The organism is Gilliamella sp. B3783 (assembly GCF_026536125.1).
GTDB lineage: Bacteria > Pseudomonadota > Gammaproteobacteria > Enterobacterales > Orbaceae > Gilliamella.
This window is the reverse complement of sequence record NZ_JAFNOU010000003.1, coordinates 14,995-29,542: the sequence shown is the minus strand read 5'-3', so window position 1 is coordinate 29,542 and position 14,548 is coordinate 14,995. Positions and strand designations below refer to the sequence as shown.

Sequence of the window (14,548 nt, the reverse complement as noted above, 5' to 3'; positions counted from 1 at the left end):
ATTTGTGAAAGTTATTATAGATTTAGTGTTGAATCAACTAAACAAACCACTCATTCGAGCAGGATGCTTCATTAAAAGAATAAATTATAGCCAATGGAAGAAAATAACTTTTACATAAAAATTATCTATTTTGCTTTAGTAAATACACAAATCAAATAAGGAAGAAAAAGGAAAACATATGTCAAATAGTTATCAAAATGAAGTCCCTCCTGCTCGCGTAAATATTCATTTAGATCTCCACACTGGTGGTGCTAAAAAGAAAGTTGAATTACCGCTAAAAGTATTATCTATTGGCGATTATGGTCGGGGTAAAGACAAACGTCCATTATCTGAAAAAGAAAAAGTCTCAATTAATAAAAATAATTTTGACGCGGTGTTGAAAGATTTCCGACCTGAAGCCACAATTAGTGTCCCTAATACACTTGCTGACGATGGAAGTGATATCAGCATTAATCTCGCATTTGAATCTATGAATGATTTCTCGCCTGAACAAATTGCCAAAAAAATCCCACAATTACGCTCGTTATTGGCGATGCGCAATTTGTTAAGAGATTTGAAATCCAATTTGTTAGATAACGCTACATTTCGTTATGAGCTAGAAAAAATCGTGAAAGATGAACAGTTATCCGATGAGCTTCGCGCTGAATTAGAGGCCATTGTAGCTGAAAGTACTAAATAGATAGGTTTATTAATAACTCTATTTAGAAACTTTCTAAAAAGGAATACTGTGTTTGATACGAATGTAAGGAAAAAATGATGACTGTACAAAAAGAACAAAACAATGCAAATAAAGTAGCATTAGAAGATAACGGTAGTGTTTATCAATCTTTATTCAACAAAATTAATTTAAATCCAATTGAAAAAGCGAGCGAAATTGATAAATATGAAGATAATGACGTGTTGTCAGAATCTTCACAAGATGAACGAGTTACTATAGCTGTTAATATCCTTCTTAAACTGATTCAAAATTCTTCTCAAAAAATTGAAAAACTCGATAAACATTTATTGGATTATCATATTAGCCAAATAGATCAAAAATTGAGCCGCCAACTTGATGCTATTATGCATAATGAGACATTTCAAGAAATTGAAGCAACTTGGCGTGGATTAAAATTTCTAGTAAACCGTACCGATTTTCGTCGTAATGTGAAAATTGAATTATTAGATGTATCCAAAGAAGAACTACGTCAAGATTTTGAAGATGCTCCTGAAATTATCCAAACCGGTTTTTATCGACATACCTATATTCAGGAATATGATACACCAGGTGGTGAACCAATTGGTGTGACAATTTCAAATTATGAATTTGATCGTAATCCACAAGATATTGCTTTATTACGTAACATTTCAAAAGTTTCAGCAGCAGCACATATGCCATTTATCGGTTCAGTAGGACCTAAATTCTTTGGTAAAGAAACGATGGAAGAAGTCGCAGCGATAAAAGACATCGCCAACTATTTTGATCGTGCAGAGTACACCAAATGGAATAGTTTCCGTGATACTGATGATTCTCGTTATGTAGGGTTAACATTACCAAGAGTACTTGCGCGCCTACCTTACGGACCTGATACTGTGCCAGTGCGTAGTTTCAACTATATTGAAGACGTTAAAGGTCTTGAACATAACCGTTACTTATGGGCTAATGCTTCGTATGCTTTTGCAGCTAATATGGTACAAAGTTTTATACGCAATGGCTGGTGTGTTCAGATTCGTGGCCCTCAAGCTGGTGGACTAGTTGAAGACCTACCTATCCATCTTTATGATTTAGGAACAGGTAATCAAGTTAAAATTCCAACAGAAGTTCTTATTCCTGAAACACGTGAGTTTGAATTTGCAAACTTAGGTTTTATTCCTCTATCTTTCTATAAAAATAGAGATTATGCATGCTTCTTCTCGGCTAATTCAACACAAAAACCTGCTCTTTATGACACAAAAGAAGCCACCGCAAATAGCCGTATCAATGCGCGCTTGCCTTATATTTTCTTATTATCACGCATTGCACACTATTTGAAAGTCATTCAACGTGAAAATATTGGTGCAACAAAAGATCGTCGTGTGTTAGAGCTCGAATTAAATAAATGGATTAGCAATCTTGTTACCGAAATGACCGATCCAAGCGATGAAGTTCAAGCAGCACATCCATTACGAGAAGCGAAAGTAATGGTTGAGGATATTGAAGATAACCCAGGATTTTTCCGTGTTAAAACATTTTTAATTCCTCATTTCCAGATTGAAGGAATGGATATTAATTTGTCAATGGTATCACAAATGCCTAAAGCCAAAGCGTAATATCATTCATATAAATACTGGGAGTGTTACGATACATGAAAATTTTTCGTCCTTTATGGAATGAAGGTGTCTTTTTGACGCCTCAACAATTCCAACAACAGGCATTATGGAATCAATTTTCATCACAAAAGTTAGCCACCATGTCGGTGGCTAATCCGTGGGGAATTGAAAAGCTGACTATAGATACGCAAGCGCTAACAGCTGATCGCCTCATGGCTGAATCTATTAGTATCCGTTTTCCTGATGGCGTGGTCATTAATACCGATATTGCAGATAAATTACCGGAAATTAGATCACTCAATACAGAAATCCCTGTCGAGCTTGAAGAGGTTACTGTTTTGGTAGGTATTGCTTTACTACAAGCGAACGGAGGCAACTGTTTACAAGATAATCAGCGCCTTGAGCGACCTTTACGTTATCGACAAGAATGGATTGAAGTAACTGACTTATTTGGTCAAAATGCTGAAACCATTGCTGTAGAGCGTTATGCCTTAACGTTTTTATTCGACTTTGAAGATCATAGTGATTACCTAACCTGCCCAATTGCTAAATTAAAGCGTGATTTAAATGGTCGATTTGTTCTAGACTTTGACTATATTCCACCACTTATGAATCTCTTCACTCAAAGTGGCGCACTATTAAAAGAATTAGAACTGCTCTGTGTTCAAATACAAGCAAAACGCCAGCGCTTAATGGGTATGCGTCATGAGCGTAATCAGCAAATGGCGGAATTTGCAATTGCTGATGTCTCTTTATTTTGGCTCTTAAATGCATTAAACACTTTTGAACCACAACTTAAGTTCTTACGGGATAATCCAACTATTCATCCGGAAAATCTTTATCAAACGCTAACTGCACTAACAGGGGCTTTACTAACATTTTCATTGGCGAATGACGTTGATGATATACCTGCTTACCAACATGAAAAACTCAATGAAGTGTTTCCTCCGCTATTTGGATTAGTCCGTAACCTGTTAGAAGAAAGTCTACCATCTCGCGTGATCAAAATTGACCTAGTTCATGACAAAGATACACTGTGGACTGGTCGGTTAAATGATTCTCGCCTTGTTGAAGATGCAGATTTTTATCTTTCAGTTCGTTCAAGTATGCCTGGTCATCAATTGCAATCGCAATTTCCTATTTTATGTAAAGCAGGGGCACCTGATGATGTAAGACAAATTATACATTCAGCGCTGTCGGGCATACCTATAAAAGCACTAAGTCATGTACCTGCGGCAATACCGATGCGTTTGGAAAATCAATATTTTGCATTGGATCTTTCAAATCAAGCAGCTAAAAATATGTTACTAACCCGATGTTGCGAATTTTATGTCCCAAGGGCAATGCCTGATATTTCAATGGAACTGTTCGCGGTTTTGCGATCTTAGGAAAACAATATGAGTATAGAACCTCAAAAAGTGGTTATTGATGAATTGCTAAGAGATTCAATCTTAGTGGTGGTACAACTTAAAGCTAAAGCAGATATCCCTTCTGGTCACAAATTATATGAACTTTGTAAACAACAAGTAATGGCCGTTAGGGAAAAATTGTTTAACGCTCAATACAGTAAAGACGTGATTGATGATATCAGCTATGCATTGTGTGCATTATTAGATGAAACAGTCTTGCTTTGTGATCGCGATAATCCTAAAAATCAAGATTACGATGAATGGTTAGGTGCACCATTACAAGTTATCTTTTTTAATACTCATAATGCCGGCAATGACTTATTTGACAAAGTTCGTGCAAGATTAAAAGCAGATAAAAAAGACTTTTTAGTGTTGAGTTGTTTTGATCGTGTATTAGGATTAGGCTTTCAAGGTCGTTATCTTGATAAACCACAAATGGAACGAGAGCATCTCATTTTAGCCTTGCGCGAAGCTTTGCGTGAATATGAACCAGAGCAATCACATCCAATAATTGAACAAACACAAACTCATCGTTATTGGGGGCGAAAGACGGTCTTATTATCTTGCACTGGATTATCGATAGTTGCCGTCGTAGCGCTATATTTTGTATTAAATTATCGACTCGATACATTGATTCAACAAATTGTCGGTTAAAAGGGAGTTTTATGAGCGATTACCCTAAGCGTATCCAGATTATTTACGCAGTCATATTGAGCCTATTGTTACTATTTGTTTTTTTACCCATAACCATTGGTTGGAAGATAATTGGAACTATTGTAATTATAGTGATTGCGGGTGGACTTTTATGGCGACTAAAGCGATACCGACAAATACTTGCTTCCTCAACCGCCAATATTCAATTCTTAACTCAAAAACTGGATTTATTACCAGCAAGACAACGCTATCGTTTACCGATTTTATTGGTAACAGGTAGTGCCGCGAAAGATTTTTTCCCTAATGATTTATCATTAGCTGAATCAAATGTTTTAGTCTCATCTGAAGCGGTTTGGATTTATGTTGAAGAGTTTTCACACCTACCAATTGTCTATGATTCATTAATCTCAAAATGGCCTGACATGTTAGGTCGAGTTGGTATATTTTTAGCTATTGCACCTGAATTAGAAGACAAACAAGGATTATTGATTGCAAAGTTACAAGCTTTTCGTCAATCTTGGGTTGACACATGCCGAATTGCAAAATATCAATTACCTGTCTATATATCTACACATATTGGTTTTAATGATTTAATTTATGATGAACAAAATCCATTACCCATTTACTGGTTTCAATTAGTTAATGAGCGCTTATACTTGCTTGATCGTTATTTATCACCAATTGATAACTGGGTAAATGACATCAAAATTTCGTCTGACGAACGAGAACGTCGATTACGACTTAGACCTTTCTTGATCGAAACCCAGTCTTGGATTGAACATGTCGTATTAAGTACGCTAACAGATTCAAAACAGCCTATTACCAAATGTGTACCAACAGCGATGGCTATTTATCCTACTAATCAATCTATTACTAGCGATAACGTTATCCAAAAATTGTGGGAAAGTTTGACCACCTTACCACTTCCTAATACACATAAAATACAAGAAATCATCAGTCCACCCGATGCATTAGTTAAGTTTATGCCAATTGCATACCCATTTTCGCCAATTTGTACCATGATTTGCGGTTTAGTCATTATCACATCCCTTTTTGGAATGGGCTGTTTGGGTGCATCGTTTTGGAATAACCTTAAACTTGCCGAGCAAGTTCAAAATGATATTCATCATTATCAGTTAATTCCTATGGACTCTTATGAAGAAAAACGCCAAGCACTTGAACAATTAAAAAATGATAGAGCAATCTTAAATCAATACCTTGCACAAGGTGAGCCTGTTCGTTTAGGTATGGGGCTTTATCAAGGTTTACGACTTATCGAACCATTAAATATCACAATGAGTGATTATGTGGCCAAACCACCTGAGCCAGAAAAAATTATTGTCAAAGAAACTGAAGTGGTAGTCAAAGAACCACCAGTGATTCGTCTGGATAGTTTATCGCTCTTCGAAGTGGGTCAGTCAAACCTAAAACCAGACTCAAGTAAAATATTGATTAACGCTTTAATGGAAATGAAAAACCAGATTAATGCTAATCAAGGAACAGGCTGGCTTATTTTAATTACCGGTCATACCGATTCGACAGGTGATGAAAATAAAAACTTAACGCTATCGCTTGAACGAGCTGTTGCGGTAAGAAACTGGATCATCAAAACCAGTGATATTCCAGAAACGTGTTTTGCAATACAAGGATATGGGGCTAAAAAACCGTTAGTGGATAATGATACCCCTGAACATCGTGCCAAAAACAGGCGTGTAGAAATTAGTTTAATTCCTCAAATGTCAAATTGCATTTTGACGAACCATAAATAAAAATTAGTAACAAAAAAACAAAAGGAGTAAATACAATGGCAGTCCCAGCATATATGTTTCTTAAAGATGACGGTGGTGCAGAAATAAAAGGTTCTGTAACGGTAGTCGGACGTGAAGGTAGTGTAGAAGTGGTTGAATTTGATCATAAAGTTTACATACCTACTGATGGTAATACTGGAAAATTAACCGGAACCCGCGTGCACAAACCACTTGAATTTGTGAAAGAAGTCGATGCTTCATCACCTTACCTTTATAAAGCAGTGACCACTGGTCAAAACTTAAAATCTGTTGAAATCAAATGGTACAAAATTAATGATGCAGGACAAGAAGTCGAATACTTTAATACATTGATGGATGGTGTAAAAGTGGTATCGATTAAACCTGAAATGCATAACATTAAAGATCCAACTAAAGAGCAATACAATCACTTAGAACGTGTTGAACTACGTTATGAAAAAATAACTTGGACTTACAAAGATGGCAATATAATCCATTCAGACAGTTGGGTTGAAAGCCGAGGCTAATGTCGCATCGGTTGATCCTGTTATTAATAGGATCAACCATTATTGGTTACTATTAAAAGAATAAAAGGAATATTCATGATTGCTGATCCTTCTGTGTTATTAAGACGACTAAATCCCTATTGTGCAAAGGCTCTTGAAGCAGCTGCGGGATTATGCCAAACACGAGCACATACTGAAATTACTTTGGAACATTGGTTATTAAAATTATTAGAACAAGGTTCAGGAGATATTACGGTTATTGCAAGGCATTATCAACTCGACATGGATAGCATTTGGCAAGGTTTACTCAGTTATCTAGATGCATTACCCCATACAATTAATGAAAAACCCAGTTTATCATCATCGTTGATTGCCATATTACAATCAGCATGGCTACAAGCTTCATTAGAAGATAACGAAGACATGATTCGTTCCGTGCATATTTTACAGGCACTACAAAAAAACCCTCATTGTTTAAAAGCACAAAATGCATGGCAATTATTGAGTTTATCAGCTATTTCATTACAAAAAATGCGTGCAATGTTAGATGAAATGTCTGATGAAAATCCAAGTAATCAATATCGCTATTCTGCTGAAGAGCTCACTCATACAGAAGATCAATTAGATAGAGCCTCGCAAACCAATACCAGCGAAAACATGACAGAAACTAAAACATCGCAATCATCTGTTTTAAACACAAAAACTAAACAAAATCATCAACAAGCAGCCCTTACCCGTTTTACTGAAAATGTCACCGAAAAAGCCAAAACAGGCAAAATTGATCCCGTATTTGGTCGTGATGACGAGATTCGTCAGATGGTGGATATTTTATCTCGACGCCGTAAAAATAACCCAATTTTAGTAGGTGAACCTGGTGTTGGGAAAACTGCATTAGTCGAAGGATTAGCATTACGTATTGCAGAAGGTAATGTACCCAATAATCTAAAAGATGTCAGTATACTTACGCTAGACCTCGGATTATTACAAGCAGGTGCTGGTGTTAAAGGTGAATTTGAACAACGACTGAAAAATGTGATTGACGCTGTTCAGCAATCGCCAACTCCAATATTGCTGTTTATTGACGAAGCGCATACGATTATCGGGGCTGGTAATTCTGCTGGTGGTGCAGATGCGGCTAACTTATTAAAACCTGCGTTAGCCAGAGGTGAACTCAGGACTATTGCTGCCACAACATGGTCAGAATACAAACAATACTTTGAAAAAGATGCTGCACTTGAACGCCGATTCCAAATGGTTAAAGTCGATGAACCGAATGATGAAAAAGCAAACCTTATGTTACGCGGACTAAAATCCCGTTATGCAAAACATCATGGCGTTCACATTCTTGATGAAGCAGTTAAAACAGCAGTGTTACTATCTCGACGCTATATTAGTGGTCGACAATTGCCTGATAAAGCTGTCGATCTATTAGATACTGCCTCGGCGCGAGTTAGAATGGGACTTGACACCATTCCTGAATCAATAACAAAAATTGAAGCTAAAATTGATGCACTCACTATTGAAAAACAAGCGATTGAAGCGGATGCCTTGCTTGGTGAAATAACATCAACAGAACATATAACCGAAATCGATAACCAATTAAAACAATTAACTCAACAATTAACTGACGAGCAAGCCCAGTTTCAAAAAGAAAAAGAATTAGTTGAAAAATTAATTGAATTACGCAAACAATTAACACCTCAAGCCGATAAAAAATTACGTAAACAACTACTAGATACTCAAAAAGCGTTAACAAAGCTACAAGGTACCACACCATTATTATCACTCGATGTTGATAGTCGCACCGTATCTTCTGTTATTGCCGATTGGACCGGCGTGCCTTTAGAAAGTTTATTAAAAGATGAACAAAGCCATTTACTAACTCTTGAAGACGATCTGCGTTCACGTGTAGTTGGTCAAGATAATGCCCTGCATGAAATTGCCAAGCGAATTCGCGCAGCTAAAACCGGACTCACGTCAGAAGAAGCACCAATGGGCGTATTTTTACTGGTTGGACCATCAGGAGTTGGTAAAACCGAAACGGCTTTAGCATTAGCTGATACATTATTTGGTGGTGAACAATCGCTAATTACTATCAATATGTCTGAGTATCAAGAATCTCATACAGTATCACAGCTAAAAGGATCACCGCCGGGTTATGTTGGGTATGGTCAAGGAGGCATATTAACAGAAGCCGTCAGAAAGCGTCCTTATAGTGTTGTTTTATTGGATGAAGTGGAAAAAGCACACCGTGATGTACTTAACCTATTCTATCAAGTTTTTGATCGTGGTTTTATGCGCGATGGTGAAGGTCGCGAAATTGATTTCCGCAACACACTAATTTTAATGACATCGAATTTAGGCAGTGATGAACTGATGACACTTTTTGAACAAATGCCTCAAGCAGATGTTGCCACCCAACATGAATTATTGCGCCCAATTATTCGAGAACACTTTCAACCGGCACTACTTGCCCGTTTCCAGACCGTTATTTACACCCCGCTAAGCGACAATGCCTTACGACATATTGTGGAAATGAAGTTGAACAAAGTCGCGTCTCGATTACAAAAACATTACAAAATTGATTTTAATGTTGGCAAACAGCTCTACGACCAATTAGTTGCCGCGTGTTTACTCCCAGATACCGGAGCGAGAAATATCGACAGTATTTTGAATCAACAAATTTTACCCGTAGTTTCAAGCTTACTGTTACAGAATATTAACCATAAAGAAACAACGCAAACACTAATTCTCGATTTTGATGAAAATGACGGCATTATACTCGAGTGGGCTAAACAGCCAAATCAAAAACGAAAACCGAGAAAAGTACGAAACACTAAACTTGAAAAGTGACATCTCAATACAGCGTATTAGCCATTTATAAAGGGCATTAAGGAATAAACTTAATTAAAAAAAGTATCTAAATTTTTTGTTGCAGTTTAAAAAAATTATGGTGGGTTTGGATTATTAGAGATAGCGCGATCAAATTCGATAAAAATGAACCGCGCCCTTTACTAATAATTGATCTACTACTGTTGAGCAGTAGTTTATTTATCAAGTCATTATGTTACATCTAAAAGTATTAAGACAATAGCAAACGTAATATAAAAAATAATGATACATAAACTCGGTTATCTTATCGTCAAATTAGGTTATAGGAATATAAAATGGGTGAAAATATTGTTCGATTAGGAGACCCAACAACACATGGTGGTTCTGTCATTTCGGCTTCATCAACAATGACTATTGAAGGCAAACCAGCTGCGTTGATAGGTGATCTTGTTAGTTGCCCCAAAAAGGACCATGGAGTGAATAAAATAATTGAAGGTGCCAAAACCGTTTTTTCAGATGGCAAAGCTGTGGTGATAAACCAGTGCTCATGTGAATGTGGGTGTAAGGTTCTTTCCACAATTAACACGGCTGAAATGGAGTAACATCATGTCTTGGCCTCAGCCTAAAGTGATTGACACATTAAATCCGCCGGGAAAATTGCATCGTGGTAGATGGTTAGTATTTTTTATTATATTAATGGTGATTACTGGTATTACATTTGCTTTGATGTGGCCAAATAATAATTACCTAAAACAATGGACTTTTTGGTTTGGTCTAATATCTATTCCTACCATTGTTAGCGGTGTTGCTCTTAGTATCCGTTTTTATCTTTACGGCCTAGCACAAGAAGAATATGAAATATGGCAACAAGAACAGAAGATTATTCAGCAAAATTGGCAAATGTGGGCAATGAAATCTTTAATTGTTCTTGATAGTTACTATAGTTTACCAAACCAAATAACAGCAAAACAGATATTAGTAGATAACTCAAATTTAGCTGTTCAAATAAATAACTCGTTAAAATTTGATGAAAAATTAGGAGTCAATCAACATATTGAAGATCTGTTTTTTTCTTTGCGCCCTTTTTTTTCAAAACTTCCGTTAACAGAGCCAATTAACATTACGATGTATTCATCGGATCAATCTTACAGTTACGTCGATGACGATATTTATAATGCTTGTCGCGCGGCACAAATAGCTCAACCTTATACGTTTTCACATAAAATGGTGATTCATGCTGATATAGAAAAATTAGTAGAATGGATCGACATTGATCAAAAAGCATTACAGTTAGTTATTATTAATAATACTAAATCGTCAAATTCTGCTTTCTTATGTGCCTTTTTATTAATGGATAAACAGCAATATAGAAATTTATCTGTTGATATTGCAAAAGCAGAAATTTTAAGACCCATGACAACCGATAATTTACAAGTTGCAATCAATCAAATGGTTGAGTTACAACCGGCTATTTGTCAAGTAAATCAACTGTGGTTTGCAAATTTAGATAATAAGCAAGAAGTCAATATTACAAAACAGTTAGCTGATTTGAACATTTCACCAGAGCAAATGTATAAACTTGGCAGTTTAGTAGGTAATCAAAATGAGCTTTCTTATTGGCTTTCATTGGCACTAGCATGTGAGATGGTTACAGAAACAAAACAAACTAATTTAATTACAGCAATGAGTCAAAATCAATGGTTATTTTCCGTTGTAACAGCTGTCAATCTAGGAGTTATGAATGAAGAATAAATGGAAACGGATAGGGCTTCTTTTCATTATTTTATTAGGCGCTCTATTTTTTGCTACTATTCTCTTTATTTGGGGAGATGCGCTTGGTTATAACTCATTGGGACAAAAAATTGCGATTTGGTTACAAGGAATGCTTTTATTATTAGCTTTATTATTAACACCGGTAATCATTTCTAATAGTCGCAGAATTTGGGCAAAAGATAAAGCAAAGCACGAATCATTGAATCCTATAGAACATAAAAAAACAGAAAAACCGATTCCTTTTTCCGAATTTATAGATATTAAAAAACAATTTCGATATCGCTACGGCATCTTTTGGCGCTATAAAATTCGTAAATGTTTAGTATTAGGCTCAGCTTCTGATGTTCAAGCTTTATTACCGAATTTAACAGCTGAAGGCTGGCAATTATGTGATGAGACGTTAATGATTTATGGTGGGGATATACAAGATGAGATCAACACTCCTTGGTTGCAAGCCTTAAAAAAACAGTTTTCTCGTTGTGTACCTTTTTGGGGAAAACCAATTAATGCCTTAATTTGGGCTTTACCTGAGCATTATTTAGATAATACACGGCAACATCAATTAGCTCTCGAAAAAGCAGTTGTCCAGTTACATAAACGAAATAAAATATTAAATTGGTCGGCGCCACTTTATTTAGTTGCAAGGCAAAAAGAAGAGTGGTCACAAGCTGGACGCATTGAACAAAGTGTTGGCGTTTTCTTTTCAACGTTAAAAAAAGAGTCAATGGAGTCTGTTGATTTATCACTTAATCAATTAGCCAAAGATTGTAGTAAACGTGGAATACAACAAATTAAAAACAATATTTGTCACGCCTTTTTATTGCAAATTAGTCAAAATTTAGTTAAAGGTGATATCACTAATATTAAGCGTTACTTGACCTTGCTGACTTCCTTCCCTTTCTCTCCTTGCGTTCGTGGTCTGTTTTTTATGTCTAACCAGCAAAATTCAAATCACGATTCCTCTTTTTTTGAACATTCATTGTTAATGACACCAACATGGCAGTCAATTAGTGATGATGCAAATTTACAATTTGGACGAAGAATGGGGATTCAATGGGGGTTATTATCTTGTTACGCTTTAATTGCTGTAATGACAGTGACAAGTGTTGCATTACTGACTTCATTTTTCCGTAATGCATCACTAATCAATGATAGCGTCGAATTGGTTAAACAAGCTGATAATTCAGTAACGCAAAACTATACGGTTCAATTGCAAACTCAATACCAGTTACAACAACGTTTAGAACAGTTACTTTTTCGGCAACAACACGGTGCACCATTATCGTATCGATTTGGCTTAAATCATAATAATGAGCTATTAAATAAATTGTGGCTTACCTATCGTGCAACCAATTCACGCAATATTGCAACGCCATTTTATGACAATATAACTCAGTACTTAACATTACTGACTGAATTACCACCAAATGATCCTAGACGAAATAAACTGGTAGAATCGGCATACGATGCATTGAAAGCTTATTTAATGATGAATCATCCGGATAAAAGTGATGGAGATTATTTAAGCAAATTTGCTAGTGAAATATGGCGTGCACCTCAAGGAGTAAATGATGGTGATTGGTTACGTTTAATGCCGGATTTGGTTCGTTTTTGGGGACAAGTACTCAATATGCATCCTGATTGGGCACTATCTAGCAATCCGCGTTTGATTAAAGACGTCCGCCAAATTTTGATTAATAATATTGGTGTACAAAATGCGGTAAATACCCTTTACCAAGAGATGATTCAGCGAGCAAGCCAGCACTATGCAAATCAAAACTTAAATCAATTGCTTGAAGGTTTAGATAGCCGATTACTCTTTTCGAATGATATGGATGTACCTGGTGTCTATACCCGAAAAGCTTGGGATGATACCATCAAAGATGAAATTGATAATATTGCTAAGTCACGTAAAGAACAAATCGATTGGGTATTAAGTGATGGGGTAAATGCATCAACATCATCTATTTCGCCCGAAACGTTAAAACAACAACTTACTGAACGTTATTTTAGTGAGTATAGTGCCGCTTGGTTACAATTTTTAAATACAATTGAGTGGCATAAAGCCGATAATGTATCGGATGTCATTGAGCAACTCACTTTACTGGCTGATACCAGACAATCACCATTAATTGCGCTTATGAATGTGGTGAAATACCAATCAGAAGTGGCATATACTGGGGATGGATTGTCCGACAGTTTGATTCGTTCAGCACAAGAACTTATGGGGAGTAAATCTCAAACAGGATTACCTAAAAATAATGAAGCATCAGGTCCATTAACAGCAACTTTTTCACCTGTGAACAACTTGCTAAAAAATGACAATACTAATGGACTTTCTTTGCAAACTTATTTACTGAGAGTGACACAAGTTCGCCTCAAGTTACAAAATGTTACAAACAGCGCAGATCCTCAAGCAAGAATGCAAGAATTAGCAAAAAGCGTTTTTAAAGGGACTTCTGTCGATTTAACTGAAACACGCGATTATGGCAACTTAATCGCGGCAAATCTTGGTGAGGAGTGGTCAGGGTTTGGTTACAATTTATTTAAACAGCCTTTAGAACAAGCATGGCAAGTCGTTTTAGAGCCTGCCGCCACAAGCTTTAACGATCTATGGAATAATTATGTGGCAAGTCAATGGGAAAAATCGTTTTCTGGTCGTTATCCATTTAAAGACAGAGAAAATGATGCATCGTTAGCGGAATTAGCGCGCTTTTTACGACCTGACACTGGAATTATCGATCGTTTTATTATCAGTGAATTAAGTGGTGTATTAGAGAAGAAAGGTGGAAGCTGGGTTGTGAATACAGCTAACGCGCAGGGCTTAAATTTTTCACCTAAATTCCTTGAAGCTTTAACACTATTTAATCAAATTGCAACAGAAATATTATCAAGTGGTGATGTTGCTTTGTCGTTTGATATCATGCCTCGCAGTGGAAATAACATCGCGCGTTCTGAATTGGTAATTAATAAACAAAAATTAGAGTATTTTAATCAAATTCCAACATGGCAACGCTTTAACTGGCCAGGCGATGGCTATTCACTTTCTTCACAATTGAGTTGGAGTAGTGATGCATCTGGAATGCGTCTTTATAAGTACTATAGTGGTGATTGGGCATGGATACGTCTACTTGAATCAGCATCTGTGAAACCATTAGATTCAAGTCGTTATGAATTGATTTGGAATGCACCCGATGATCGTAAACTACGCTTTATTTTACGCACTCAATTAGGTGGTGGTCCGTTGACATTGTTAAAATTGCGGAATTTTTCATTGCCGCAAAATGTATTTGAATAATGATGTATTATAAAAATGGAA

General features: G+C 36.3%; 10 protein-coding genes. All 10 read left to right on the top strand.

The window, feature by feature from the left end; translation table 11 throughout:
• Positions 1–178 precede the first annotated feature (178 nt).
• Entirely contained in the window at positions 179–679 is a 501-nt protein-coding gene (tssB, locus tag J3U59_RS03730; RefSeq protein WP_065632986.1) for a type VI secretion system contractile sheath small subunit, read from the top strand.
• A gap of 77 nt (positions 680–756) precedes the next feature.
• Positions 757–2,289: a type VI secretion system contractile sheath large subunit gene (tssC, locus tag J3U59_RS03725; protein ID WP_065632985.1), complete on the top strand. Its 1,533-nt coding sequence runs from the start codon at positions 757–759 to the stop codon at positions 2,287–2,289.
• A gap of 35 nt (positions 2,290–2,324) precedes the next feature.
• Positions 2,325–3,677, top strand: coding sequence for a type VI secretion system baseplate subunit TssK (gene tssK / locus J3U59_RS03720; RefSeq protein WP_267333236.1), 1,353 nt, complete (start codon positions 2,325–2,327; stop codon positions 3,675–3,677).
• A gap of 9 nt (positions 3,678–3,686) precedes the next feature.
• Positions 3,687–4,352 (top strand): type VI secretion system protein TssL, short form, encoded by a 666-nt coding sequence (tssL, locus tag J3U59_RS03715; RefSeq protein WP_065632983.1) that lies wholly within the window; start codon positions 3,687–3,689, stop codon positions 4,350–4,352.
• Between the two features lie 11 nt (positions 4,353–4,363).
• The gene (locus J3U59_RS03710; protein ID WP_267333237.1) at positions 4,364–6,121 is read left to right on the top strand and encodes an OmpA family protein; all 1,758 of its coding nucleotides are present in this window, start codon (positions 4,364–4,366) and stop codon (positions 6,119–6,121) included.
• Between the two features lie 35 nt (positions 6,122–6,156).
• A complete protein-coding gene (locus J3U59_RS03705; protein ID WP_065632981.1) occupies positions 6,157–6,645 on the top strand; it encodes an Hcp family type VI secretion system effector in 489 nt (162 codons plus the stop codon).
• 75 nt (positions 6,646–6,720) lie between these two features.
• Positions 6,721–9,477 (top strand): type VI secretion system ATPase TssH, encoded by a 2,757-nt coding sequence (tssH, locus tag J3U59_RS03700; RefSeq protein ID WP_267333238.1) that lies wholly within the window; start codon positions 6,721–6,723, stop codon positions 9,475–9,477.
• 314 nt (positions 9,478–9,791) lie between these two features.
• Positions 9,792–10,058: a PAAR domain-containing protein gene (locus J3U59_RS03695; RefSeq protein ID WP_065632979.1), complete on the top strand. Its 267-nt coding sequence runs from the start codon at positions 9,792–9,794 to the stop codon at positions 10,056–10,058.
• 4 nt (positions 10,059–10,062) lie between these two features.
• The gene (locus tag J3U59_RS03690; RefSeq protein ID WP_267333239.1) at positions 10,063–11,208 is read left to right on the top strand and encodes a hypothetical protein; all 1,146 of its coding nucleotides are present in this window, start codon (positions 10,063–10,065) and stop codon (positions 11,206–11,208) included.
• Positions 11,198–14,527, top strand: coding sequence for an ImcF-related family protein (locus tag J3U59_RS03685; RefSeq protein ID WP_267333240.1), 3,330 nt, complete (start codon positions 11,198–11,200; stop codon positions 14,525–14,527). Before J3U59_RS03690 ends, J3U59_RS03685 begins: the two co-directional genes overlap by 11 nt.
• The last annotated feature ends 21 nt before the right edge of the window (positions 14,528–14,548 follow it).

Excerpts from the sequence above, each read along its gene's own strand:
- J3U59_RS03685 (WP_267333240.1), top strand. The coding sequence starts at position 11,198 with ATGAAGAATAAATGGAAACGGATAGGGCTTCTTTTCATTATTTTATTA.
- tssB (WP_065632986.1), top strand. The coding sequence starts at position 179 with ATGTCAAATAGTTATCAAAATGAAGTCCCTCCTGCTCGCGTAAATATT.
- J3U59_RS03710 (WP_267333237.1), top strand. The coding sequence starts at position 4,364 with ATGAGCGATTACCCTAAGCGTATCCAGATTATTTACGCAGTCATATTG.
- J3U59_RS03695 (WP_065632979.1), top strand. The coding sequence starts at position 9,792 with ATGGGTGAAAATATTGTTCGATTAGGAGACCCAACAACACATGGTGGT.
- J3U59_RS03690 (WP_267333239.1), top strand. The coding sequence starts at position 10,063 with ATGTCTTGGCCTCAGCCTAAAGTGATTGACACATTAAATCCGCCGGGA.
- tssH (WP_267333238.1), top strand. The coding sequence starts at position 6,721 with ATGATTGCTGATCCTTCTGTGTTATTAAGACGACTAAATCCCTATTGT.
- tssL (WP_065632983.1), top strand. The coding sequence starts at position 3,687 with ATGAGTATAGAACCTCAAAAAGTGGTTATTGATGAATTGCTAAGAGAT.
- tssK (WP_267333236.1), top strand. The coding sequence starts at position 2,325 with ATGAAAATTTTTCGTCCTTTATGGAATGAAGGTGTCTTTTTGACGCCT.
- J3U59_RS03705 (WP_065632981.1), top strand. The coding sequence starts at position 6,157 with ATGGCAGTCCCAGCATATATGTTTCTTAAAGATGACGGTGGTGCAGAA.
- tssC (WP_065632985.1), top strand. The coding sequence starts at position 757 with ATGACTGTACAAAAAGAACAAAACAATGCAAATAAAGTAGCATTAGAA.